This is a genomic window from Serratia proteamaculans (assembly GCF_946227095.1).
Classification (GTDB): Bacteria; Pseudomonadota; Gammaproteobacteria; order Enterobacterales; family Enterobacteriaceae; genus Serratia; species Serratia proteamaculans_E.
On the sequence record NZ_CAMISV010000016.1, the window covers coordinates 33,681 to 56,691 of the forward strand.

The window sequence follows — 23,011 nt, forward strand, 5'->3', positions numbered from 1 at the left end:
CAAACAGAGACTGCGAGGGCTTCTTTCCGTCTTCAACGAGGGTCTGCTCGTGACAACAATTGTAAGCGTACGCCGCAACGGCCAGGTAGTGATCGGTGGCGATGGCCAGGCTACCTTGGGCAATACGGTAATGAAGGGCAACGTCAAGAAAGTGCGTCGCCTGTATAACGACAAAGTGATTGCCGGTTTTGCCGGTGGCACTGCGGATGCCTTCACGCTGTTTGAGCTGTTCGAGCGCAAGCTGGAAATGCACCAGGGTCACCTGGTGAAAGCGGCCGTTGAATTAGCGAAAGACTGGCGTACCGACCGCATGCTGCGCAAGCTTGAAGCGCTGCTGGCAGTAGCGGATGAAAATTCCTCGCTGATCATCACCGGCAACGGTGACGTGATCCAGCCTGAAAATGATTTGATTGCGATTGGCTCCGGCGGTCCGTACGCCCAGGCAGCCGCCCGCGCGATGTTGGAAAATACCGAGCTGAGCGCCCGCGAAATTGTTGATAAGTCCCTCAACATCGCCGGCGACATCTGTATTTACACCAACCATTTCCACACCATTGAAGAATTGCCTTCCAAAGCGTAAGGATCGAATACTATGTCTGAAATGACCCCGCGCGAGATCGTCAGCGAACTGGACAGCTACATCATTGGCCAGAACAAAGCCAAACGTGCCGTTGCCATTGCCCTGCGTAACCGCTGGCGCCGGATGCAGCTCAACGAGATGCTGCGTCATGAAGTCACGCCAAAGAACATTCTGATGATCGGCCCGACCGGTGTCGGTAAAACCGAAATCGCCCGTCGTCTGGCAAAACTGGCCAATGCGCCGTTCATCAAGGTTGAAGCCACCAAATTCACTGAAGTGGGCTACGTCGGGAAAGAAGTGGATTCCATCATCCGCGATCTGACCGATGCCGCGATCAAAATGGTGCGTCTGCAGTCCATCGACAAGAACCGTACCCGCGCCGAAGAGCTGGCAGAAGAGCGCATCCTTGACGCACTGCTGCCTCCGGCCAAGAACAACTGGGGCCAGGCGGAAGAGCATCAGGAGCCGTCCGCGGCACGCCAGGCATTCCGCAAGAAACTGCGTGAAGGTCAGTTGGACGACAAAGAAATCGAGATCGATCTGGCTGCTGCGCCGATGGGCGTAGAAATCATGGCGCCTCCAGGCATGGAAGAGATGACCAACCAGCTGCAGTCGATGTTCCAGAACCTCGGCGGCCAGAAGCAGAAACCACGTAAGCTGAAGATCAAAGAAGCCTTCAAACTGCTGGTGGAAGAAGAAGCGGCCAAGCTGGTGAACCCGGAAGAGCTGAAAGAACAGGCGATCGAAGCGGTTGAGCAGCACGGTATCGTGTTTATCGACGAGATCGACAAAATCTGTAAGCGCGGCGGCCAAAGCTCCGGCCCGGACGTGTCTCGCGAAGGCGTGCAGCGCGACCTGCTGCCGCTGGTGGAAGGCTGTACCGTTTCCACCAAGCACGGCATGGTGAAAACCGATCACATTCTGTTTATCGCTTCCGGCGCATTCCAGACCGCCAGCCCGTCAGACTTGATCCCTGAGCTGCAGGGCCGCTTGCCGATCCGCGTTGAGTTGCAGGCACTGACCACCGAAGATTTCGAGCGTATTCTGACCGAGCCAAGCGCTTCGCTGACCGAGCAGTACAAAGCGCTGATGGGCACCGAAGGCGTCAATATCGAGTTCACCGCCGAAGGTATCCGCCGTATCGCTGAAGCCGCATGGCAGGTTAACGAAAGCACCGAAAACATCGGCGCGCGTCGTTTGCACACCGTGCTTGAGCGTCTGATGGAAGATATTTCCTATGATGCGAGTGAAATTAACGGTCAATCCATTACAATTGATGCGGATTACGTACGTAATCATCTGGATGAACTGGTAGCGGATGAAGATTTGAGTCGTTTTATCCTATAATCGCTCAATCATGTCCAGTCAGTCATCTGTGGGAGGCATTATGCCTCCCACAATTATTTCTAACGGACGCAGCCACTAACTCTGAAGCGAAAAATGAGCTCATCAACTACCACCTCCCCGGCCAGAGCCTGGCTTGAAAGTTTACGACCGCGCACCCTGCCGCTGGCCTTTGCCTCGATCGTCGTCGGTTCTGCCATTGCCGCCTGGCAGGGCAGCCTTAAACCCGGCGTGGCACTGCTGGCACTACTGACGGCCGGTCTGTTGCAAATCCTCTCCAACCTGGCGAACGACTATGGCGATGCGGTAAAAGGCAGCGACACAGAAGAGCGTATCGGGCCGTTACGTGGCATGCAAAAAGGCATGATCACCCAGGCGCAGATGAAACGTGCGCTGATAGTGACGGTGGTGTTGATCGCCCTGGCCGGCTGTTCACTGATCGCCGTGGCCTGTGAACAACCCAGCGACGTGGTGGGCTTCCTGGTGCTGGGTGGGCTTTCTATCGTCGCCGCCATTACCTATACCGTTGGCAACAAACCTTATGGCTACCTGGGCCTGGGCGATATCTCGGTACTGGTCTTCTTCGGCTGGCTGAGCGTGGCGGGCACCTTCTACCTGCAAACCCACACCTTTGACAGCATCGTGATGCTGCCGGCCACCGCCTGCGGCCTGCTGGCTGCGGCCGTGCTCAATATCAATAATCTGCGCGATATCGAAAGCGACCGCGCCAACGGCAAGAATACCCTGGCAGTCCGGCTTGGGCCGCAGAAGGCACGTTATTACCACGTGTTACTGCTGATCGGTGCGGTAGTGTGCTTTACGCTGTTCACGCTGCTTAACCTGCATAGCCTGTGGGGCTGGCTGTTTGTCTTGGCCATCCCGTTGCTGGTACGCCATGGCTTGCGCGTGTTGCGCGATCCGACCCCCACCGGCATGCGACCTATGCTGGAACATATGGTTAAGGCGGCATTGCTGGCCAATGTGTTGTTCGCTATTGGCGTGGTGCTCAGTTAGCCATCGAACTGATGATTTTGCCAACAGGGCGAATAAAGGGATATACTGGTTATTCCAGCGGCAAACAGACGTAAAATCCTATGAAATACGATACTTCCGAACTTTGCGACATCTATCACGAAGAGGTGAACGTAGTTGAGCCTCTATTCTCCAATTTTGGCGGGCGTACTTCATTTGGCGGGCAAATCACTACGGTGAAATGCTTTGAGGATAACGGCCTGTTATTCGAGTTGCTTGAAGAAAACGGCCGCGGTCGCGTCCTGGTGATTGACGGTGGCGGCTCGGTACGTCGTGCCCTGATCAACGCAGAACTGGCGCGTCTGGCAACCCAGAACGAATGGGAAGGCATCGTGGTTTACGGTGCGGTTCGTCAGGTAGACGATCTGGAAGAACTGGACATCGGCATTCAGGCGATGGCAGCCATTCCGGTGGGTGCCGCCAGTGAGAGCATCGGCGAAAGCGACATTCGCGTTAATTTCGGCGGTGTGACGTTCTTCTCCGGCGACCATCTGTATGCTGACAATACCGGTATTATCCTGTCCGAAGATCCACTCGATATCGAGTAACCTTCAGATATGAAAAAGGGCGCCTCAGGCGCCCTTTTCGATCGTGCAAAATGGAATCAGACTTCTTCCATTTTGCCCAACAGTGCACGCAGACGGTCTTGCCATACGTGCTGCTCTTCTTTCAGTTGCTGGTTCTCACGGACCAACGATTCGTGGTTGCCGGAGGCCGCCTGAACTTCCTGTGAAAGCGTGTTGTTTTTGTCTTTCAGCTCTTCAATTTCCATCTGCAGCAGGGTGATGGTATCGATCGCCTGCTGAACTTTTGATTCCAATTTCTCAAATACTTCAAATGACATTCTTCAGTCCCCTCATGATAGCAAGGCGTACATCTATAGGTAACGGCCGCAACTCAGGTTGCAACTGCTGCGAATATGCATCGCGCCAAGTGACACACGCTTTTATTGAAAATAACGCGCCTGTCTCGATAAAACGCTTCTTTCGATAAAAACGATTGTAAGTAGCCTGTCCCCGACTGTCTAGCAACATCCGGCTCAACGCGCAGTCTGTTGCAATTTTCCTGCCGCCACCATCAGCAAAAACTGAAAATACCCAGGGTGCGTAAATTGATTTGTTAACGAACGGTGGCTGGAACACTGGTCAGATCACAGTTTTATGGTGCAGAAAGAACACAAAACGACGCGAATTCGCTCAATTTTATGACGAAGCACACACATTTTGATTTCGCTATTTCTCGTTTATGTTCGTTAACGATAAATTTACATCACGTCCTCAATTAATAATTGGACGAGATGAAAAAAACTGTACCCATAGGCCGGGTTGATACACACCCTGAGCCTATAAACCCATAACCGCCGTTTTGCAGGACAACAACATTATGAGCCAAACCACCAGTCCGACCCTAAAAGGCCAATGTATCGCTGAGTTCCTCGGCACCGGCCTGTTGATATTTTTTGGCGTAGGCTGCGTTGCCGCGCTGAAACTGGCTGGCGCCAGCTTCGGCCAGTGGGAAATCAGTATCATTTGGGGCCTGGGCGTTGCCATGGCCATCTATCTGACCGCTGCCATCTCCGGTGCGCATCTCAACCCGGCGGTGACTATCGCGCTGTGGCTGTTCGCCTGCTTTGACGGACGCAAAGTATTGCCTTACATCGTCGCGCAGATCGCCGGAGCCTTCTGCGCAGCAGCCCTGGTCTACGGGTTATATTACAACCTGTTCTTCGACTTTGAAGCGGCCAACCATATGGTTCGCGGCAGCGACGAAAGCCTGGCCCTGGCCGGTATCTTCTCCACCTACCCTAATGCACACATCTCCGTGGGCCAGGCTTTCCTGGTTGAAACGGTGATTACCGCGATCCTGATGTGCCTGATCCTGGCGCTGACCGATGACGGCAACGGCATTCCACGCGGCCCGTTGGCACCGCTGTTAATCGGTATTCTGATTGCCGTGATCGGCGCCTCTATGGGACCATTGACCGGCTTTGCGCTGAACCCGGCCCGTGACTTCGGCCCGAAAATGTTCGCTTATCTGGCTGGCTGGGGCAAAGTGGCCTTCACCGGTGCACGCGATATTCCGTACTTCCTGGTGCCTATCTTTGGCCCAATCATCGGTGCCTGCCTGGGTGCCTTTGGCTACCGCATGCTCATTGGCCGCAATCTGCCGTGTGATGTCTGTGTAGACGAAGAACAACCCGCCGCCAAGGCTCAACAGCGTAAAGCGTGATTGGCACAGTTTTAAAACGGTTAACAACAGCAGGACTAAAATCATGACTGTAGAAAAAAAATACATTGTCGCTCTCGACCAGGGAACTACCAGTTCACGTGCCGTAGTGCTAGACCACGATGCCAATATTGTTGCGGTGTCGCAGCGTGAGTTCACGCAGATTTACCCGAAAGCCGGCTGGGTTGAGCATGATCCGATGGAGATCTGGTCATCACAAAGCTCCACGCTGGTGGAAGTGCTGGCGAAAGCCGACATCAATTCCGATCAGATCGCCGGTATCGGCATCACCAACCAGCGCGAAACCACCATCGTCTGGGAAAAAGAGACCGGTAAACCGATCTATAACGCCATCGTCTGGCAATGCCGCCGTACCGCCGATATCTGTGAAAAACTCAAACGCGATGGCATGGAAGAGTACATCCGTCACAACACCGGCCTGGTGGTTGACCCGTACTTCTCCGGCACCAAGGTAAAATGGATCCTCGATCACGTTGAAGGTGCCCGTGAACGCGCCAAACGCGGTGAACTGTTGTTCGGTACCGTCGACACCTGGCTGGTATGGAAAATGACCCAAGGGCGGGTGCATGTGACCGATTACACCAACGCCTCACGTACCATGATGTTCAACATCCATGAGCTGGACTGGGATGAGCGCATGCTGGAAGCGCTGGATATCCCGCGCGCCATGCTGCCAAAAGTCCGTCCGTCTTCTGAAGTGTACGGCCAGACCAACATCGGGGGTAAAGGCGGTACGCGTATCCCTATCGCCGGTATCGCCGGTGACCAGCAGGCGGCGCTGTATGGCCAACTCTGTGTTCAACCGGGCATGGCGAAAAACACCTACGGCACCGGCTGCTTCCTGCTGATGAACACCGGCAAAGAAGCGGTACGTTCTAACCACGGCCTGTTGACCACTATCGCCTGCGGCCCACGCGGCGAAGTGAACTATGCGCTGGAAGGGGCAGTCTTCATTGGCGGCGCCTCCATTCAGTGGCTGCGCGATGAGCTGAAACTGATCAGCGATGCGGCCGACTCCGAATACTTCGCCACCAAGGTCAAAGACAGCAACGGCGTGTACGTGGTACCGGCCTTCACCGGTCTGGGCGCACCTTACTGGGACCCGTATGCCCGTGGCGCCATCTTCGGCCTGACCCGCGGCGCGAACAGCAACCACATCATTCGTGCCACGCTGGAATCCATTGCCTACCAGACGCGCGACGTGCTGGATGCCATGCAAGCCGACTCCAACACCCGCCTGCAATCGCTGCGTGTGGACGGTGGCGCGGTCGCTAACAACTTCCTGATGCAGTTCCAGTCAGACATCCTCGGTACCCGTGTAGAGCGTCCTGAGGTGCGTGAGTCGACTGCTCTCGGTGCGGCCTTCCTGGCGGGCCTGGCCATCGGCTACTGGAATGACCTGGACGAAGTGAAGAGCAAGGCGGTTATTGAGCGTGAGTTCCGCCCAAGCATTGAAACCACCGAACGTAACTTCCGTTACAGCGGCTGGAAAAAAGCGGTTGCCCGCGCACAAGCGTGGGAAGATCACGACTAACGCTTGTTTGCCTGGTTAACCCCATCATGCGCTGCCTCCGGGCGGCGCATTTTTTTGCCCCGCCCCCGCCGCCGCGTGCTGTGATAAACTTTGCCGATATTTTCTTCCTTTCTCACAGACAGGTTTTGCCATGAAACGTGAATTAGCCATCGAATTTTCCCGCGTTACCGAAGCCGCCGCGCTGGCGGGCTATAAATGGCTGGGACGCGGCGACAAGAACGCCGCCGACGGCGCAGCGGTCAACGCAATGCGCATTATGCTCAATAAAGTGGATATCGATGGCCGCATCGTGATCGGCGAAGGCGAAATTGATGAAGCGCCGATGCTGTATATCGGCGAGCAGGTCGGCAGCGGCCAGGGCGATGCGGTAGATATCGCCGTCGATCCTATCGAAGGTACCCGCATGACCGCCATGGGCCAGCCCAATGCGTTGGCAGTGCTGGCGGTGGGCGATCGCGGCACCTTCCTGCACGCCCCTGATATGTATATGGAAAAACTGGTGGTGGGCCCGGCAGCGCGCGGCGCTATCGACCTTAACTTACCGCTGGCTGATAACCTGAATAAAGTCGCAATCTGCCTGGGCAAACCCCTGAGCCAACTGACGGTGACCATTCTGGCCAAGCCGCGTCACGATGGCGTTATTGCCCAGATGCAGCAGCTCGGGGTGCGAGTGTTCGCTATCCCCGACGGCGACGTGGCGGCCTCAATCCTGACCTGCATGCCAGACAGTGAAGTTGACGTGATGTACGGCATCGGTGGTGCGCCAGAAGGGGTGATTTCTGCCGCAGTGATCCGTGCTCTGGACGGTGATATGCAGGCACGCCTGCTGCCGCGCCACCAGGTTAAAGGCGACAGCGCCGACAATCGTCGCATCGGCGAAGAAGAGCTGGCGCGCTGTAAAGAAATGGGGATTGAAGCCGGCAAGGTACTGCTGCTGGATGATATGGCGCGCAACGACAACGTGATTTTCTCCGCCACCGGCATCACCAAGGGCGATTTGTTGGAAGGCATTAGCCGTCAGGGCAATATGGCCACCACGGAAACGCTGTTGATCCGTGGCAAGTCACGCACTATCCGCCGCATCCGCTCGACCCATTATCTGGATCGTAAAGACCCGGCTCTGCACGAGTTTCTGCTGTAATTAAACAGGGCGCCGAAGGCGCCCTGTTCGTTTTATACGGTATGTCCCTGATGCTGCATCCGGTGGGACAACGGCCACCAGCACAGCAGAATCAGTAGCGCCATGGCAAACATCAGCAGGCCAAGGCTAAACTGCCCGGTCTGCGGCAGCATGGCAGAAAGCCAGGTCGCCAGGCCGGAGCCCATATTCTGCATGCCCCCGACCAACGCGCCAGCCGCCCCGGCCAGATAGGGGAATGGCTCCATCGCCCCGGTGGTCGCCAGCGGAAACATCATACCGGCCCCGAAGAAGAACAACGCCGCAGGCACAATCAGCGTCCAGATGTTCATCACGCCAAACCACCCTGGGATCCACATCATCAGGCCCGCCAGCAGGCAACTGATCACCGAATGCCACACCAGGCTGTGGAAGCTTTTACCGTCACGACCGGCATACCAGGCACCAAAGAACGCCGCCGGGATTGGCAGAATAAACAGGATACTGACGGTCAGGCCGCTCAGACCCAGCACGCCCCCCATCAGCACGCCACAGCTGGCTTCAAAGACCGCGATCCCCGCCAAAGCACCGATCAGCATCACCAGATAGCAACTGAAGGTGCCGTCGGCCAGCAGCTTGCGAAAGCTCGCCAGCATCCGTCGTTTCTCGGTCTGCTGCGGGCGGGTTTCCGGCAGCCAGCGGAACATGGCAAAAGCCACACCGGCACAGAGTACCAACAGGAAGGCATAGCAGGCACGCCAGCCAAACACCATCGCCAATGCTCCGCCGATGATCGGCGCCAGCAGCGGGCTGACCAGAATCCCCATGTTGAGCAGGCTGTTGGCATAACGCAGCGAGGTACCGGCATACAGGTCACGCGGCATGGTTCGCGCCATCACCCCAGCCACACCGGTCCCCATCCCCTGGATGGCACTGGCGGCAACCAGCATCGTCAGGTTATTGGACAACAACGCGCCCAGAGCGCCAATCAGGAAGATCATCATCCCGGCCAGGATCACCGGGCGGCGACCAATGCGGTCCGATAGCGGGCCGTAAATCAGCTGCGAGAAGCCATAGGTCATCAGGTAGGCCGCCATCACGCGCTGCACCGCACCGGAACGAACCGAAAAATCTTTCGCAATATCAGCAACAACAGGGACATAAATGGTTTGTGCCATCTGACCGACGGCCACTAACAGGGTAAGCATCACCAACAGGTGAAAGTTTTCTATTTTTCTCATTATCTTCGTTAACGTATTAACTCGTCACAGCGTCCCGGTATGGCCCCAAAATCAGCCAGAACGGCGAGCAGCCCTCTATGGCGGCATAAGCTAACAAATTTGATTTTTTTAGCGAGTTTCAGACAGATATTGATCTCCGTCACAGTGGCAGCAAAGCCAACCAGCCTCGTAAATTAAACTGTACGTCTACCGCTTATGGGTTAAAAATGGCAAACTTTCAATAGTTTGGCTTTAGCATTTAATCGATAATTATTTTCATCATCTTGAAATAAAATAACACCATAGGGATTGGGTTTATGAAGACAACAGAGCTGATTTTATTGCAGTTAAAAACCCTGGGGCCACATTCAGCCAAAATGCTGGCTGAGCGTCTGGACATCACCCCCATGGGTATCCGTCAGCATCTGCAATCCCTGGAGAAACGTGAGCTGGTTGATTACGAGGAAGCGCGTACCAAAGTAGGTCGCCCCACCCGCTACTGGTCGCTGACCCATCAGGGCCACGCCCAGTTTGCCAATGGCCACGATCGGCTGGCGGCAGAAATGTTGGGATCTGCCCATCAGCTGTTTGGCGCTGAAGGGGTGGAGCAGCTACTCATTGCGCGCGAAGACAAGCTTTATCAGCGCTACGCCGAACAGCTGTCAGAGGAAACCTGCCATCAGGGCAAACTCGCCCGCTTGGTGCGTCTGCGGCAGCATGATGGCTACATGGCCGAACTGGTTGAGCATCCGCAAGGCATGCTACTGGTGGAAAACCACTGCCCGATCGGCGTGGCGGCCACCGCCTGTAGCAGCCTGTGCAACTCGGAGCTGCAACTGTTTAACCGTCTGTTTGGCCACGGCTATCGCATAGAGCGTACTGCGCACGCTATTTCCGGTTCACGACATTGCGCTTATTTGATTCGACCATTGGAGCTTTAGAGTATGGCTGACTGGGTTAATGGCAAGGTTACGCAAGTCACGCAATGGACAGACGGGCTGTTCAGCATTACCGTCCATGCCCCCATTGCTCCCTTTACCGCCGGGCAATTTGCCAAACTGGCGCTGGAAATTGACGGCGAACGCGTGCAACGCGCCTATTCCTACGTCAACGCTCCCAGCGACCCCAATCTGGAGTTTTACCTGGTTACCGTGCCGGAAGGTAAACTGAGCCCACGACTCAATCAGCTGCAGCCGGGGTCGGAAGTGATGGTGACCAAAGAGGCCGCCGGATTTTTCGTGCTGGAAGAAGTGCCTGAGTGTGACACCCTGTGGATGTTGGCGACCGGCACTGCCATTGGCCCTTACCTGTCGATGCTGCAGGAAGGCAAAGACCTGGAGCGCTTCAAAAATCTGGTGCTGGTGCATGCCACCCGCTTTGCGCGCGATCTCAGCTACCTGCCGCTGATGCAGCAATTACAGCAGCGCTACAACGGTAAACTGCGTATTCAGACTATCGTTAGTCGTGAAGAAGTCAGCGGTTCACTGACGGGGCGCGTACCGGCGCTGATCGAGGATGGCCGGCTGGAGGCCGCGGTGGGATTACCCCTCGACGCTGAAACTGACCACGTCATGCTGTGCGGTAACCCGCAAATGGTGCGGGATACCCAACAAACGCTGAAAGATCAGCGGCAGATGCGCAAGCACCTGCGCCGCAAGCCGGGCCATATCACCAGCGAGCAATATTGGTAAGCTATCAGCTCACTCCGCGCCGAACTTCACCGGTTCGGCCGGTGGGCCAAAACGGTTAGCCTCGGGCGTGCCGACGAACGCGCCCAAATCGATCATCATCATCACAATGATCAGCGTTGGGACAAAACGCCCGACGCCCCATTGCCAGAGCGGAGCCAGCATTTGCCAGTTACCCGCCGCCAACAGCCATGCCAGGATCAACAGCAACGCCCACCAGCCGGCTTTGTTGCGGTCGTGCAGCCGTTTCACCAGCACTGCCGCCGTCGGCCATAGCAACCCCACGATAAAGAATGCAATGGTCTGGATATCCACCAGCTCGCGGCTGGCGAGAGAAAAAGCCACCGCCATCAGCAGCAACCACAACACCATCCAAATCCAGAAATCACGCCGCCCAATTCGGCCCTTAAACGAAAAGCACCACTGTTGTATTGTCATTGAATCCTGCATTGTTAGCCTGCCCATATTCTGCCGTGCAGTGTAACATAGGCGCTGCCGGGCGAAGATTTCCGCCCTGCATTACGCGGAGTAACGCACAGCTTTCCTGTCAGCAAGCGATAATGGCGCGGGATCTTTGACAACCCCCCTCGGTTATCGCTTTAATCGGAGCCATCTTTGTTCTTGATGTCGTATGCCATGCTGAGAAAAACCATCGCCATCGCCTGCCTGTTGTTGGGTATCAGCAGTGCCTGGGCCGATCCGCCAGATGCCGCCGTCAGTGCGTCGCCCACCGCGCCATATCTGCTGGCCGGGGCGCCGACGTTTGATCTGACGGTGGTAAAATTCCGCGAAAAATATAACCGCGACAACCCGACGCTGCCGATTGGCGAATTTCGTGCCATCGCAACGGCAGAAGACGATACGCCGCTGCTGACGCGCGCCGCCAGCAAGTTGAACGAAAATCTCTACGCCTCCATCGCGCTGGAAAAGGGCACCGGCAAAATCAAGACGCTGCAGATCACCCACCTGCCGCTGCAGCAGAGCAATGAAGAAAAAGCCGCCCGCACCATCGCCATCAGCTATATGGCCGCGTTGATGCGCCAGTTTGAGCCGACGCTGACGGTAGAGAAAAGCCTGAGTAAAGTGGCCAACCTGCTGGAAAAAGGCAAAGGTTCGCGCTTCTACCAACAGCAGGTCGGCGCGATCCGTTATGTGGTGGCAGACAACGGCGATAAAGGGATAACTTTCGCTGTTGAACCGGTTAAGCTAGCGTTATCCGAGCCCTAACAGCGGGCTATTTAATGACGAAAAGCAAAGCCTTCGCGCTTAATCATCTCTATACTGTTGGGCAGGTAAACTGCCAGTCCGGCAGTGGTTATTTCGACTCTCGCGTTCCCTTGTTGGAGGAAAAAACATGCGTCATCCATTAGTTATGGGTAACTGGAAGCTCAACGGCAGCACTCACATGGTTAACGAACTGATCGCCGCGCTGCGCAATGAACTGAGCAGCGTTGACGGTTGTGGCGTTGCTATCGCACCACCGGTCATGTATCTGGACCAGGCCAAGCACGCACTGGCCGGCAGCCGCATTGCCCTGGGCGCCCAAAACGTAGACGTGAACCTGTCCGGCGCATTCACCGGTGAAGTTTCCGCCGACATGCTGAAAGATGTTGGTGCTCAATACATCATCATCGGCCACTCCGAGCGTCGCACTTACCACAAAGAAACCGACGCTGCGATCGCCGAAAAATTTGCCGTGCTGAAAGCTGCCGGTCTGATCCCAGTGCTGTGCATCGGTGAAACTGATGCAGAAAACGAAGCGGGTAAAACCGAAGAAGTTTGTGCACGCCAGATCGACGCCGTGCTGAAAACCCAGGGTGCTGAAGCCTTTAAAGGCGCGGTTATCGCTTATGAGCCAATTTGGGCTATCGGTACCGGTAAGTCTGCTACCCCTGCGCAAGCACAGGCAGTACACAAATTTATCCGCGATCACATTGCCAAGCAGGACGCAGCCGTGGCTGCAGAAGTGATCATCCAGTACGGCGGTTCCGTGAACGACAAGAATGCCGCCGAGCTGTTCACCCAGCCAGATATCGACGGCGCGCTGGTTGGCGGCGCCTCACTGAAAGCCGATGCTTTCGCCGTGATCGTCAAAGCCGCAGCTGCTGCTAAAAAAGCCTGATTTCACTCGGCTTATAAATGACAAAACCCCGGCAAGCCGGGGTTTTGTCATTGCTGCCATTCGGCATCAACGCTTGCTGATTTCGTCGAACACGCCGCCAGTGGCGAAGTGCACCTTCTGCGCCTGGGTCCAGCCACCGAAAGTATCATCCACGGTGAACAGCTTCAGTTTCGGGAACTGGTCGGCAAATTTGGCCGCCACTGCCGCATCCCGTGGACGGTAGTAGTTTTTCGCCGCGATGGTCTGCCCTTCCGGCGTGTACAAATACTTCAGGTAAGCGGTAGCGACATCACGGGTACCGCGCTTATCGACCACTTTATCCACCACCGACACGGTTGGCTCTGCCAGAATCGATTCACTCGGGGTGATAATTTCAAACTTGTCCTTGCCCAGCTCTTTTTCCGCCAGCAACGCTTCGTTTTCCCAGGCGATCAGCACATCGCCGATACCACGTTCAACGAAGGTATTGGTTGAGCCTCGCGCACCGGAGTCCAATACTTCGACGTTCTTATACAGGTTTTTAACGAATTCCTGCGCCTTGACCTGGTCGTTATTGTTCTGATGCAGCGCGTAACCCCAAGCAGCCAGATAATTCCAGCGTGCACCGCCGGAGGTTTTCGGGTTCGGGGTAATCACCGAGACACCGGGTTTAATCAAATCGGCCCAGTCGTGAATTTGTTTTGGGTTGCCTTTGCGCACCAGGAACACAATGGTCGAGGTATAAGGCGCGGAGTTGTCCGGCAGGCGTTTGATCCACTCTTTATCAATACGTCCACGCTCGGCGATAGCATCCACGTCATAAGCCAGCGCCAGTGTCACCACGTCGGCCTCAATGCCGTTAATGACCGAGGTCGCCTGTTTGCCGGAACCGCCATGCGACTGGCGTACCGTGACTTTATCGCCGGTCTGTTGCTGCCAGTATTTACCGAATGCGGTGTTATATTCCTGATAGAATTCACGCGTCGGGTCGTATGAAACGTTCAACAATTGGATATCTTTCGCCATGGCACCGGACGCCAGCAGCATGATTGTCAGACCTACACCCCATTTACGCATACGCATCGACTCGCTCTCCCAGGAAAAATAATCGCAACCTCAATCGGTTGATTTAGCATCAGAGCCTGCCAGAAACTCTCCTATCAATTAAAGAATAAAAAATGTTGGGCTAGACGATTCTGGAATATAACCGCGCAGAGATAAAAAAAGCCCCCGCATGCGGAGGCTTTCTATTGACTGAATTAAAACGGGATCAGTAGAGTTTTTTCGCCGTTTCCAGCCAGTCGCCCTTGAAGGGACGCTTCATGTTTTCGATCGCATCGATGATGTCGTGATGCACCATCTTCTCGTTTTGGATACCAACACAGCGACCGCCGTAGCCCTGCAACAACAGCTCAATGGCGTAAGCGCCCATGCGGGAAGCCAGAATACGGTCGTAAGCGACCGGCGAACCGCCGCGCTGAATATGGCCCAACACGGTAGCGCGGGTTTCACGCTTGGTTTCTTGCTCGATATGGCGCGCCAACTCATCGATATCGCAGATGTGTTCGGTGATCGCCACAATCGCGTGTTTTTTACCTTTGTCGATACCAGCCTTGATTTCACACACCAGATCTTCGCGGTTGAACTCAATCTCAGGCAACACGATGAACTCGCAACCGCCGGCGATAGCCGCCGCCAGCGTCAGATCGCCACAATAACGCCCCATCACTTCAACGATGGAAATACGCTGATGTGAGGATGAGGTATCGCGCAGCCGGTCAATCGCTTCCACCACGGTTTCAAGCGCAGTGAAATAACCAATGGTGTAGTCAGTACCGGCCACGTCGTTATCGATGGTGCCAGGCAAACCGATACAAGGGAAACCCTCTTCCGTCAGACGCTTGGCACCCATATAGGAGCCATCACCGCCAATAACCACCAGCGCATCGATATCGCGGTTTTTCAGGTTTTCAATCGCCTTGGCACGTACGCTGTCGTCTCTGAATTCCGGGAAACGGGCTGAACCGAGGAAGGTGCCGCCGCGATTGATCATATCGGACACGCTGTAGCGGTCCAATTTTTCCATGCGATCTTCGTACAAGCCAAGGTAGCCATCGTAAATACCAAAAACTTCCAGACCCTCTGAAAGTGCAGCACGCACAACGCCACGGATCGCAGCGTTCATACCCGGCGAATCACCGCCACTTGTCAGTACACCGATTTTCTTGATCATGACTACCTCTGAACTGTAGATGCAATTTCTTAAGAATTCTGTATTCGCCGATTGTCTTGAAACCTCTCCGGCTGCAGAAAACCAGCTTTACGGCTTATTGCTGGATATTATAACAAAAACACCCAGCTGAATTGATTCAAGTCACGCAATATTGCGGTAAAAAACCGCCATGGCACGCTGAGCTAACCTCTCGGCCCTGCATTGATTATAGCTCCCAACGTCCCTGCCGCCCCTCAGGTACCACAGAACAGGGATCCTGGTGGATGAGGACATCCGCCCCGGGGAAACGATGTAATAGTGCCTGCTCCACCTGCTCGGCCAAAAGATGTGCCTGCATCAGCGGTAGCGCATCGTCCATCTCCAGATGCAACTGGATAAAACGCGTCGGGCCGGACTGACGAGTCCGCAGATCGTGCGCGCCTTTCACCCCTGGCCAGGAAGAAACCACATCAATGATCGCCTGACGTTCATCGTCCGGTAATGCCCTGTCCAGTAGCGATTGCACCGCTTCATTGCCCATCCGTAGCGCGCTATAAAGAATGTAGACGCCAATGCCCAATGCAAACAGCGCATCCGCCCGTTGAAAACCGTACCAGCTTAGCGCAAGCGCTATAAGAATAGCACCATTCATCATGACATCTGACTGATAATGCAGCATATCTGCTCGCACCGCCTGACTGCGGGTTTTTCTTACCACCCAACGCTGGTATGTGACCAAGAGCATGGTGCTGAACAAGGCCACCACCGTCACAGCAATACCAATACCGGGATCGCGCAGCGTTTCCGGGGAGTACAAATGCTGGAAACCGGTCAGGAACAGAAACAGTGCCGAGCCGGAAATAAACATGCTTTGTGCCAGCGCGGCCAACGATTCAGCCTTTCCGTGCCCGAAGGTGTGTTCCTCGTCGGCCGGCTGCAGCGAATAACGCACCACCAGCAGATTAGTCAGCGACGCGGCAATGTCCACCAAAGAATCCACCAGCGCCGCCAGCAGGCTCACCGAACCGGTGTGGTACCAGGCGACAATTTTGATCAGTAACAGTATGGAGGCCAACGCGGTGGCAGCTAACGCAGCGGATTTCACCCGTCGCGCATATTGCGGTTCCATAACCCATCCCGGTTAAACATTAAGAGGGTCAATATAGCGGAATGATGGGCAAAAAAAACCCCGCCATCATGGCGGGGGAAGACAGGGATGGTGTCTATGGCAAGGAAAAACAGGGACTACTCAGTCATACTTAACTTCTGGGCAGAAGTTTGCTGCAAACCAGAAATTTGTTGCTCCATCTGCTGCATGCGCTGCTGATGCTTCTGGTCTAAAACACTTTTTTGCTGTGGCGTCAGCAGGTTATACATTTGGTTACGCACTCTGGCCATTTCGACCTGGCGCTTAACCTGTTGCTGAGCCATCTGTTCCGCCTGGGTATACACGGCGGCTTCATCAAATTTGTCTGCGGTCACCAGCTTATGCATGGCTTCCATTTCAGCTACATTGACACCAGGCAGATCGTGGCGCGCCTGGCGCATTAAATCGCGCATTTGCTGACGCTGCTGTTCAGTCAGGCTGACACCGTCAAACATATGGTGCTGACCGGGTGCTCTGGTCATCGCGTCGCTTCCGGGAGTCGGTACAGTTTCCGATGTAGTGTCGGCAGCGAACGCAGCGGTAGAACCTATTGCCAGCATTGATGCCATAACTAATGCGGTCACCTTACGCATTTTAACTCCTCGTGCTTTCTCACTTTGCGAATCAACGAGGAGCAGTGTACTGCTGCACCTGCAAACATGCGTCAGTGCATGTAAAACTACGTAAAGTCATGGAATGCCAACAGTTGATGACGTATTTTGCGTCAGGAGGAAAATACACAATGAATAAAATTCTGTTAGTTGACGACGACCGCGAGCTAACCTCGCTGTTAAAAGAACTGCTTGAAATGGAAGGCTTTACTATCGTCGTGGCCTACGATGGTGAACAGGCGTTGTCGCTTCTGGACAGCTCCATCGATCTGCTGTTGCTCGATATCATGATGCCGAAGAAAAACGGTATCGATACCTTGAAAGAACTGCGTCAGCACCACCAGACACCGGTTATTATGCTGACCGCTCGCGGCAGTGAACTCGACCGCGTGTTGGGCCTGGAACTGGGTGCCGATGACTACTTGCCAAAACCATTTAACGATCGTGAGCTGGTAGCACGTATTCGTGCGATTCTGCGCCGTTCCAACTGGAGCGAGCAGCAGCAAAATGTCGATACCGGCGCACCCACGCTGGACGTTGACGGTTTGCAGCTCAACCCGGGCCGCCAGGAAGCCAGTTTCGACGGCCAAACGCTGGATCTCACCGGCACCGAATTTACCCTGTTGTACCTGCTGGCGCAGCATCTTGGCCAGGTGGTGTCACGTGAACTATTGAGCCAGGAAGTGCTGGGCAAACGCCTGACGCCGTTCGACCGTGCCATCGACATGCATATCTCCAACCTGCGACGTAAACTGCCGAACCGCAAAGACGGCCATCCGTGGTTCAAAACGTTGCGTGGGCGGGGTTACTTAATGGTATCAGCAACATGATCAACAGTTTGACGGCACGCATCTTCGCCATTTTCTGGTTCACATTAGCCCTGGTGCTGATGCTGGTGTTGATGGTGCCCAAGCTCGACTCCCGCCAAATGACCTCGCTGCTGGACAGCGAGCAGCGGCAGGGGCTGATGCTGGAACAACATGTCGAGGCCGAGTTGCAAAACGATCCGGCCAACGACCTGATGTGGTGGCGGCGCTTATTCCGCGCCATCGAAAAATGGGCCCCGCCTGGGCAGCGGCTGCTCCTGGTCACCAGTGAAGGCCGGGTGATTGGCAACATGCAGCGCAACGAAATGCAGCTGGTGCGCAATTTCATTGGCCAATCTGATAATTCAGACCACCCGAAGAAGAAGAAATACGGCCGCGTCGAACTGGTCGGCCCGTTCTCGGTACGCGATGGTGAAGACAACTACCAGTTGTACCTGATCCGTCCCGCCAATAGCCCACAATCCGACTTCATCAACCTGATGTTCGACCGGCCGCTGCTGCTGCTGATCGTCACCATGTTGATCAGCGCCCCATTACTGCTGTGGCTGGCCTGGAGCCTGGCAAAACCGGCACGTAAGCTGAAAAACGCAGCCGATGACGTAGCACGCGGCAACCTGAAACAACATCCGGAGCTCGAAGCCGGGCCGCAAGAGTTTCTGGCTACCGGTGCCAGTTTCAACCAAATGGTCAGCTCGCTGGAACGCATGATGACCGCTCAGCAACGGCTGATCTCCGACATCTCGCATGAACTGCGCACCCCGCTGACCCGTCTGCAGTTGGCGACCGCGTTAATGCGCCGTCGCCACGGTGAAGGCCGTGAACTGGCGCGTATTGAAACCGAGGCGCAGCGCCTGGACTCAATGATCAACGATCTGCTGGTATTGTCACGCGGACAGCAGAAAAGCGAGTTGGTACGTGAACGGCTGCTGGCCAATGAACTGTGGGCCAATGTGCTAGATGACGCCGGCTTCGAAGCAGAACAAATGGGCAAACAACTGGAGGTTACCTCCCCTCCTGGTCCGTGGACGCTATTTGGCAACGCCGGCGCATTAGACAGCGCGCTGGAAAACATCGTACGTAACGCCCTGCGCTATTCGAACACACGTATCGCCGTGGCATTCAGTGCCGACAATCAGGGCATTACTATTGTGGTCGACGACGACGGTCCTGGCGTCAGTACGGAGGATCGTGAACAAATTTTCCGACCGTTCTATCGCACCGACGAAGCGCGCGATCGCGCCTCCGGTGGCACCGGTTTGGGTCTGGCGATCGTAGAGGCGGCGGTCAACCAGCATCGCGGCTGGGTGAAAGCGGAAGACAGTCCGCTCGGGGGTTTACGGCTGGTGTTGTGGTTACCCTTGCATCAGCGCTGATCGCCTAAGACAGGCCGATAAGATTTTGCTATTCTGCGCCCCTCGTCATGAGGGGCTTTTTACATGCTGAACATTGTTTTATTCGAACCTGAAATTCCGCCTAATACCGGCAATATCATCCGCCTGTGCGCCAATACTGGTTTTCAACTCCACCTGATAGAACCTATGGGTTTCCCGTGGGATGACAAACGCCTGCGCCGTGCCGGGCTGGACTATCATGAATTCGCCAGCATCCGACGTCACGCCGATTACGCCGCCTTTATCGCCAGCGAAAATCCGCAGCGGCTGTTTGCCCTGACCACCAAAGGCACCCCGGCACACAGTGCAGTCAGCTATCAGGCCGGCGACTACCTGCTGTTCGGTCCGGAAACCCGTGGGCTGCCAGCCGAGATCCTCGAGGCCCTGCCCGCACAGCAGAAAATTCGCATCCCAATGCAGGCACAAAGCCGTAGCATGAACCTGTCTAACGCCGTAGCCGTGGTGGTGTATGAAGCCTGGCGACAGCTGGACTACGCTGGTGCGCTGATCAAGCCTTGACCAAGAACAGCACAGGTAAAAACAAGCCGTACATCACGATCCTGATAAGTCGCTCTGAAACATGGCACGCCCGGCGCTGAAAACATTCGCTGTAGCAGAAGATAATGAGCTATGTTTTGTAAGGGTTATCGGCACTCATCATAGGAAATCGTATGAAAAAACAACGCTTGAGCGTTACCATTGCGGTATTGGCAGCGGGCCTGTTGCTGGCGGGTTGTGCATCCAAAGTAACGAAAACAGATCAGTACTCAGGCTTTCTGCCGGACTACAGCAAACTGCAGGAAACCAGCTCACCAAGCGGACATAAAACGCTGCGTTGGGTCGATCCTAACTTTAAAGAATCCAACTACCGGGGTGTATACGTTGCCCCGGTAGTCTATTACCCGGTGGCAAAGCCTACGGCCCGCGTGAGCCAGCAGACACTGGACAAAATTAGAAACTACACCGACCAAAGTATGAGAAAAGCGATAGCCGAGCGCACAACCGTACTTAAGAGCCCGACGGGTTCTCGCGTATTGCTGGCCAAGGTGGCGATCACCGCCGTATCCGCCGAAGATGAAGACATGAAATTCTATGAGGTGGTGCCGGTTGCCGCAGTGGTTGCCAGTACGATGGCCGCAACGGGCCACCGGACGCAAAACACCACCCTGTTCCTGGAAGCGCAATTGATTGATCAAGATACCGGCAAGACAGTGTTGGAGGTTGTTCGCAAGAGTTACGGTGAAACCGTCAGCAACGACAGCACACCGGTAACGGAAGCACAAGTCAAAGCGGCAATCGATCAAATGGTCGCCGATACCGTAGCGTTCCCGAAACAAGGTTAACTCTACGCCAGAAAGCATCAGGGGAGCTGAAGCTCCCCTGAATTTATTATTTAACAACCCGCCAGCTTAAATACCGTCGCCGTACTCAAAACCGTGGTTGGTACCGTTAAAGTACTGATCCATATCCATCGATGGCGTATCGCTTTCCGGTCGACCGACAATGCGCGCAGGCACCCCGGCAGCCGTGGTATGTGGCGGCACCGATTGCAGCACCACCGAGCCGGCACCAATTTTCGCGCCTTTACCCACTTCGATATTGCCGAGAATTTTAGCCCCGGCGCCAATCATTACGCCCTCGCGGATCTTCGGATGGCGATCGCCGCTGGTCTTGCCGGTACCACCAAGAGTGACCGACTGCAGAATAGATACGTTGTTTTCGACCACCGCAGTTTCACCGATCACAATGCCGGTCGCGTGGTCAAGCATGATGCCGCAACCGATGGTCGCCGCCGGATGGATATCCACACCAAAGGCGACCGAAATCTGGTTCTGCAGATAAATCGCCAGCGCCTGGCGCCCCTGCAACCACAGCCAGTGGCCGATACGGTAAGCCTGCAGCGCGTGGAAGCCTTTCAGATACAGCAGCGGCGTTGAGTATTTGTCTACTGCCGGGTCGCGCAGGCGCACCGCCAGGATGTCCTGTGCCGCTGAAGCGATCATTTGCTGATCGGCCAGGTAGGCATCTTCCACCACTTCACGCACCGCAATGGCGGGCATAATCGGGTTAGCCAACTTGTTTGCCAGAATATAGCTGAGCGCACCACCCAGGTTGTAGTGCTTGAGCAACGTCGCATGATAAAAGCTAGCCAGCATCGGTTCACACTCAGCCAGCTCTCTCGCCTCTGATTTGATGCTATTCCAGACCTGCTCTAACTCTTCTGACGACATCAGGTTCCTCTCCGCCTTGCAAAACAGGCCGCCTCACCGCATTGCAGTCAGGCAGCCCAATTCAATTGCCAGGGTCAGTATGCTGCCCCGCATATCGGTTTTATACCCGTCACCTTTCAAGCTGCAGCGTTGTTACCTGCACTCGCTCACCCCAGTTACTTACTTAAGTAAGCGCCTGGGGATGAGCGAGCTGGCCGCCTAGCTGCAGCTTGAAAGCTATAGGGTATATAGGTTATGCGCTGTGTTTTTCGTCTTTTCTGGTACGCCCTAGCAGGCTCAGCGCAGCTTCCCGGGCATTTTTATGGCAATACAGCACCTGGTAAATCTGTTCGGTAATCGGCATTTCCACGCCGTAGCGTTGCGCCAGCGCCAAGACCTCTTTGGTATTGCGATAGCCCTCGACCACCTGGCCGATGCTGTCCTGCGCTTCCTGCACACCTTTACCTTGCCCCAGCATAATACCGAAACGGCGGTTGCGCGATTGATTATCGGTGCAGGTTAATACCAGATCGCCCAATCCGGCCATGCCCATGAAGGTCGATGGGTCAGCCCCCAGCGCAGAGCCGAGGCGAGTCATTTCCGTCAGGCCACGGGTAATCAGTGCAGTACGCGCATTGGCACCAAAACCGATACCGTCTGACATCCCGGCACCGATGGCAATCACGTTCTTCACCGCCCCGCCCAGCTGCACGCCGATAAAATCGGGGTTACTGTAAACCCGGAAACTTTTGCCGCAGTGCAGCAACTGCTGCAAATCTTCGGCGAACTGCGCATCGGTAGAAGCCAGCGCAATCGCGGTCGGCAGCCCGGCAGCCAGCTCTTTGGCGAACGTCGGTCCAGAGACCACCGCCAGCGGAATCGCCTCGCCCAACGCTTCACGCGCCACGTCCTGCAACAATCGGCCGGTTTCCGCTTCCAGCCCTTTGGTTGCCCACACAATGCGAGCATCCGGGCGCAGATGCGGCCTCAACTGACGCAGCACATCGCCGAACACATGGCTTGGCACCACCACCAGCACATCGCGGCTGGCGGCCAGCGCACGCGCCAGATCGGCTTCAAGCAACAGCGTGTCGGGGAAAGCTACATCGGGAAGGAATGCCTGGTTGCAGCGATCGTGCTGCATCTTTTGGATCTGCTCGGGGTTATGGCCCCACAGCACCACGGAGTGGCCATTACGCGCCAGCGTAATGGCTAATGCGGTGCCGTACGAGCCGGCACCGATTACAGTCATTGAAGCATTGACGGTGTTCATCAGGCATCCTGATGTGGTGCGGCACCTTCGCCTTCTGACTGCTGCTGCAAATAGTTCATGAACAGCGCGTCAAAGTTAACCGGTGCCAGGTTCAACTGCGGGAATGTACCGCGAGAAACCAGGCTGGTGATGCACTCACGCGCATACGGGAACAGAATGTTCGGGCAGTATGCACCCAGGCAATGCGCCAGCTGCGTGCCGTCGATGCCCGCTACGGAGAAGATACCCGCCTGCTGCACTTCACACAGGAACGCAGTTTCTTCGCCCAGGGACGCAGTCACGGTTACGCGCAGTACAACTTCATACACTTCGTCAGCCAACTGGCTGGAAGCGGTATCTAGATCCAGTTTAACTTCTGGCTGCCATTCCTGCTGGAAAACCTGCGGAGCCTTTGGTGCTTCGAAGGAGATATCCTTGGTGTAAATACGCTGGATCTGGAAAGCCATCTCGGTGCTGTTTTGTTCTGACATGTGTGTA

At 55.4% G+C, this 23,011-nt stretch carries 25 protein-coding genes; 15 read left to right on the top strand and 10 right to left on the bottom strand.

All coding sequences use genetic code 11. The annotated features are described in order from the left end of the window. The first annotated feature begins 49 nt into the window (after positions 1–49). The 4 genes from hslV to rraA all read left to right on the top strand — a co-directional run bounded on the left by hslV (position 50) and on the right by rraA (position 3,504). Positions 50–580: an ATP-dependent protease subunit HslV gene (gene hslV, locus OC597_RS23455; RefSeq protein WP_012147466.1), complete on the top strand. Its 531-nt coding sequence runs from the start codon at positions 50–52 to the stop codon at positions 578–580. A 12-nt stretch (positions 581–592) separates the two neighbouring features. Further along, positions 593–1,927 (top strand): ATP-dependent protease ATPase subunit HslU, encoded by a 1,335-nt coding sequence (gene hslU / locus OC597_RS23460; RefSeq protein ID WP_085120017.1) that lies wholly within the window; start codon positions 593–595, stop codon positions 1,925–1,927. Positions 1,928–2,020: 93 nt separating this feature from the next. Further along, a complete protein-coding gene (locus tag OC597_RS23465; RefSeq protein WP_261426099.1) occupies positions 2,021–2,938 on the top strand; it encodes a 1,4-dihydroxy-2-naphthoate polyprenyltransferase in 918 nt (305 codons plus the stop codon). An 80-nt stretch (positions 2,939–3,018) separates the two neighbouring features. After that, on the top strand, positions 3,019–3,504 hold the full coding sequence (gene rraA / locus OC597_RS23470; protein WP_020837546.1) for a ribonuclease E activity regulator RraA: 486 nt from the start codon (positions 3,019–3,021) through the stop codon (positions 3,502–3,504). A gap of 56 nt (positions 3,505–3,560) precedes the next feature. Here rraA and zapB read toward each other — a convergent pair whose 3' ends face one another. Further along, positions 3,561–3,800, bottom strand: coding sequence for a septal ring assembly protein ZapB (gene zapB, locus OC597_RS23475; RefSeq protein ID WP_012147470.1), 240 nt, complete (start codon positions 3,798–3,800; stop codon positions 3,561–3,563). 539 nt (positions 3,801–4,339) lie between these two features. Between zapB and OC597_RS23480 the strand changes: the two genes are divergently transcribed. The 3 genes from OC597_RS23480 (at position 4,340) to glpX (ending at position 7,878) form a co-directional block, all read left to right on the top strand. Continuing rightward, positions 4,340–5,185, top strand: a complete 846-nt coding sequence (locus tag OC597_RS23480; protein ID WP_020837548.1) for an MIP/aquaporin family protein — start codon at positions 4,340–4,342, stop codon at positions 5,183–5,185. A gap of 43 nt (positions 5,186–5,228) precedes the next feature. Next, positions 5,229–6,737: a glycerol kinase GlpK gene (glpK, locus tag OC597_RS23485; RefSeq protein ID WP_261260254.1), complete on the top strand. Its 1,509-nt coding sequence runs from the start codon at positions 5,229–5,231 to the stop codon at positions 6,735–6,737. Between the two features lie 130 nt (positions 6,738–6,867). Then, positions 6,868–7,878: a class II fructose-bisphosphatase gene (gene glpX, locus OC597_RS23490; protein WP_261260255.1), complete on the top strand. Its 1,011-nt coding sequence runs from the start codon at positions 6,868–6,870 to the stop codon at positions 7,876–7,878. 32 nt (positions 7,879–7,910) lie between these two features. On the opposite strand, the gene emrD is transcribed toward glpX, so the two are convergent. Further along, a complete protein-coding gene (emrD, locus tag OC597_RS23495; protein WP_261260256.1) occupies positions 7,911–9,095 on the bottom strand; it encodes a multidrug efflux MFS transporter EmrD in 1,185 nt (394 codons plus the stop codon). A gap of 296 nt (positions 9,096–9,391) precedes the next feature. Here emrD and OC597_RS23500 point away from each other — a divergent pair, with 296 nt between their 5' ends. Beyond that, positions 9,392–10,015 (top strand): helix-turn-helix transcriptional regulator, encoded by a 624-nt coding sequence (locus OC597_RS23500; protein ID WP_262210686.1) that lies wholly within the window; start codon positions 9,392–9,394, stop codon positions 10,013–10,015. Positions 10,016–10,018: 3 nt separating this feature from the next. Further along, entirely contained in the window at positions 10,019–10,765 is a 747-nt protein-coding gene (gene fpr, locus OC597_RS23505) for a ferredoxin--NADP(+) reductase (RefSeq protein ID WP_099063881.1), read from the top strand. A gap of 9 nt (positions 10,766–10,774) precedes the next feature. Here fpr and OC597_RS23510 read toward each other — a convergent pair whose 3' ends face one another. Then, entirely contained in the window at positions 10,775–11,200 is a 426-nt protein-coding gene (locus OC597_RS23510) for a DUF805 domain-containing protein (RefSeq protein WP_262210688.1), read from the bottom strand. A gap of 198 nt (positions 11,201–11,398) precedes the next feature. On the opposite strand from OC597_RS23510, the gene OC597_RS23515 reads away from it, so the two are divergent. Together OC597_RS23515 and tpiA are read left to right on the top strand one after the other, a co-directional pair. After that, on the top strand, positions 11,399–11,989 hold the full coding sequence (locus tag OC597_RS23515) for a DUF1454 family protein (RefSeq protein ID WP_261286030.1): 591 nt from the start codon (positions 11,399–11,401) through the stop codon (positions 11,987–11,989). Between the two features lie 127 nt (positions 11,990–12,116). Further along, positions 12,117–12,884, top strand: a complete 768-nt coding sequence (gene tpiA, locus OC597_RS23520) for a triose-phosphate isomerase (RefSeq protein WP_112349232.1) — start codon at positions 12,117–12,119, stop codon at positions 12,882–12,884. Between the two features lie 66 nt (positions 12,885–12,950). Here the strand turns inward: tpiA and OC597_RS23525 are convergent, their stop codons facing one another. The 4 genes from OC597_RS23525 to cpxP form a co-directional block, all read right to left on the bottom strand. Continuing rightward, positions 12,951–13,940, bottom strand: coding sequence for a sulfate ABC transporter substrate-binding protein (locus OC597_RS23525; protein WP_262210742.1), 990 nt, complete (start codon positions 13,938–13,940; stop codon positions 12,951–12,953). A 193-nt stretch (positions 13,941–14,133) separates the two neighbouring features. Next, complete coding sequence (pfkA, locus tag OC597_RS23530; protein WP_085120029.1) at positions 14,134–15,096, bottom strand: 6-phosphofructokinase; 963 nt, start codon at positions 15,094–15,096, stop codon at positions 14,134–14,136. Positions 15,097–15,301: 205 nt separating this feature from the next. Beyond that, positions 15,302–16,204: a CDF family cation-efflux transporter FieF gene (gene fieF / locus OC597_RS23535; protein WP_261260259.1), complete on the bottom strand. Its 903-nt coding sequence runs from the start codon at positions 16,202–16,204 to the stop codon at positions 15,302–15,304. A gap of 116 nt (positions 16,205–16,320) precedes the next feature. Then, a complete protein-coding gene (gene cpxP, locus OC597_RS23540; RefSeq protein ID WP_261260260.1) occupies positions 16,321–16,815 on the bottom strand; it encodes a cell-envelope stress modulator CpxP in 495 nt (164 codons plus the stop codon). A 149-nt stretch (positions 16,816–16,964) separates the two neighbouring features. Between cpxP and cpxR the strand changes: the two genes are divergently transcribed. The 4 genes from cpxR (at position 16,965) to OC597_RS23560 (ending at position 20,394) form a co-directional block, all read left to right on the top strand. Then, the gene (gene cpxR, locus OC597_RS23545; protein ID WP_004953234.1) at positions 16,965–17,663 is read left to right on the top strand and encodes an envelope stress response regulator transcription factor CpxR; all 699 of its coding nucleotides are present in this window, start codon (positions 16,965–16,967) and stop codon (positions 17,661–17,663) included. Then, positions 17,660–19,033 carry an envelope stress sensor histidine kinase CpxA gene (cpxA, locus tag OC597_RS23550; protein ID WP_261260261.1) on the top strand — a complete coding sequence of 458 codons (1,374 nt, stop codon included), beginning with the start codon at positions 17,660–17,662 and terminating at the stop codon, positions 19,031–19,033. The genes cpxR and cpxA overlap by 4 nt, the downstream gene beginning before the upstream one ends. 63 nt (positions 19,034–19,096) lie before the next feature. Next, positions 19,097–19,570, top strand: a complete 474-nt coding sequence (trmL, locus tag OC597_RS23555) for a tRNA (uridine(34)/cytosine(34)/5-carboxymethylaminomethyluridine(34)-2'-O)-methyltransferase TrmL (RefSeq protein WP_112349235.1) — start codon at positions 19,097–19,099, stop codon at positions 19,568–19,570. A gap of 152 nt (positions 19,571–19,722) precedes the next feature. Further along, on the top strand, positions 19,723–20,394 hold the full coding sequence (locus tag OC597_RS23560) for a DUF3313 domain-containing protein (protein ID WP_261260263.1): 672 nt from the start codon (positions 19,723–19,725) through the stop codon (positions 20,392–20,394). Between the two features lie 66 nt (positions 20,395–20,460). Here the strand turns inward: OC597_RS23560 and cysE are convergent, their stop codons facing one another. From cysE to secB, 3 genes are all read right to left on the bottom strand, one after another. Beyond that, complete coding sequence (gene cysE, locus OC597_RS23565) at positions 20,461–21,282, bottom strand: serine O-acetyltransferase (RefSeq protein WP_262210694.1); 822 nt, start codon at positions 21,280–21,282, stop codon at positions 20,461–20,463. Positions 21,283–21,514: 232 nt separating this feature from the next. Then, positions 21,515–22,534: an NAD(P)H-dependent glycerol-3-phosphate dehydrogenase gene (gpsA, locus tag OC597_RS23570; RefSeq protein ID WP_262210696.1), complete on the bottom strand. Its 1,020-nt coding sequence runs from the start codon at positions 22,532–22,534 to the stop codon at positions 21,515–21,517. Continuing rightward, the gene (gene secB, locus OC597_RS23575; protein WP_012147489.1) at positions 22,534–23,004 is read right to left on the bottom strand and encodes a protein-export chaperone SecB; all 471 of its coding nucleotides are present in this window, start codon (positions 23,002–23,004) and stop codon (positions 22,534–22,536) included. Before secB ends, gpsA begins: the two co-directional genes overlap by 1 nt. Positions 23,005–23,011: the final 7 nt, after the last annotated feature.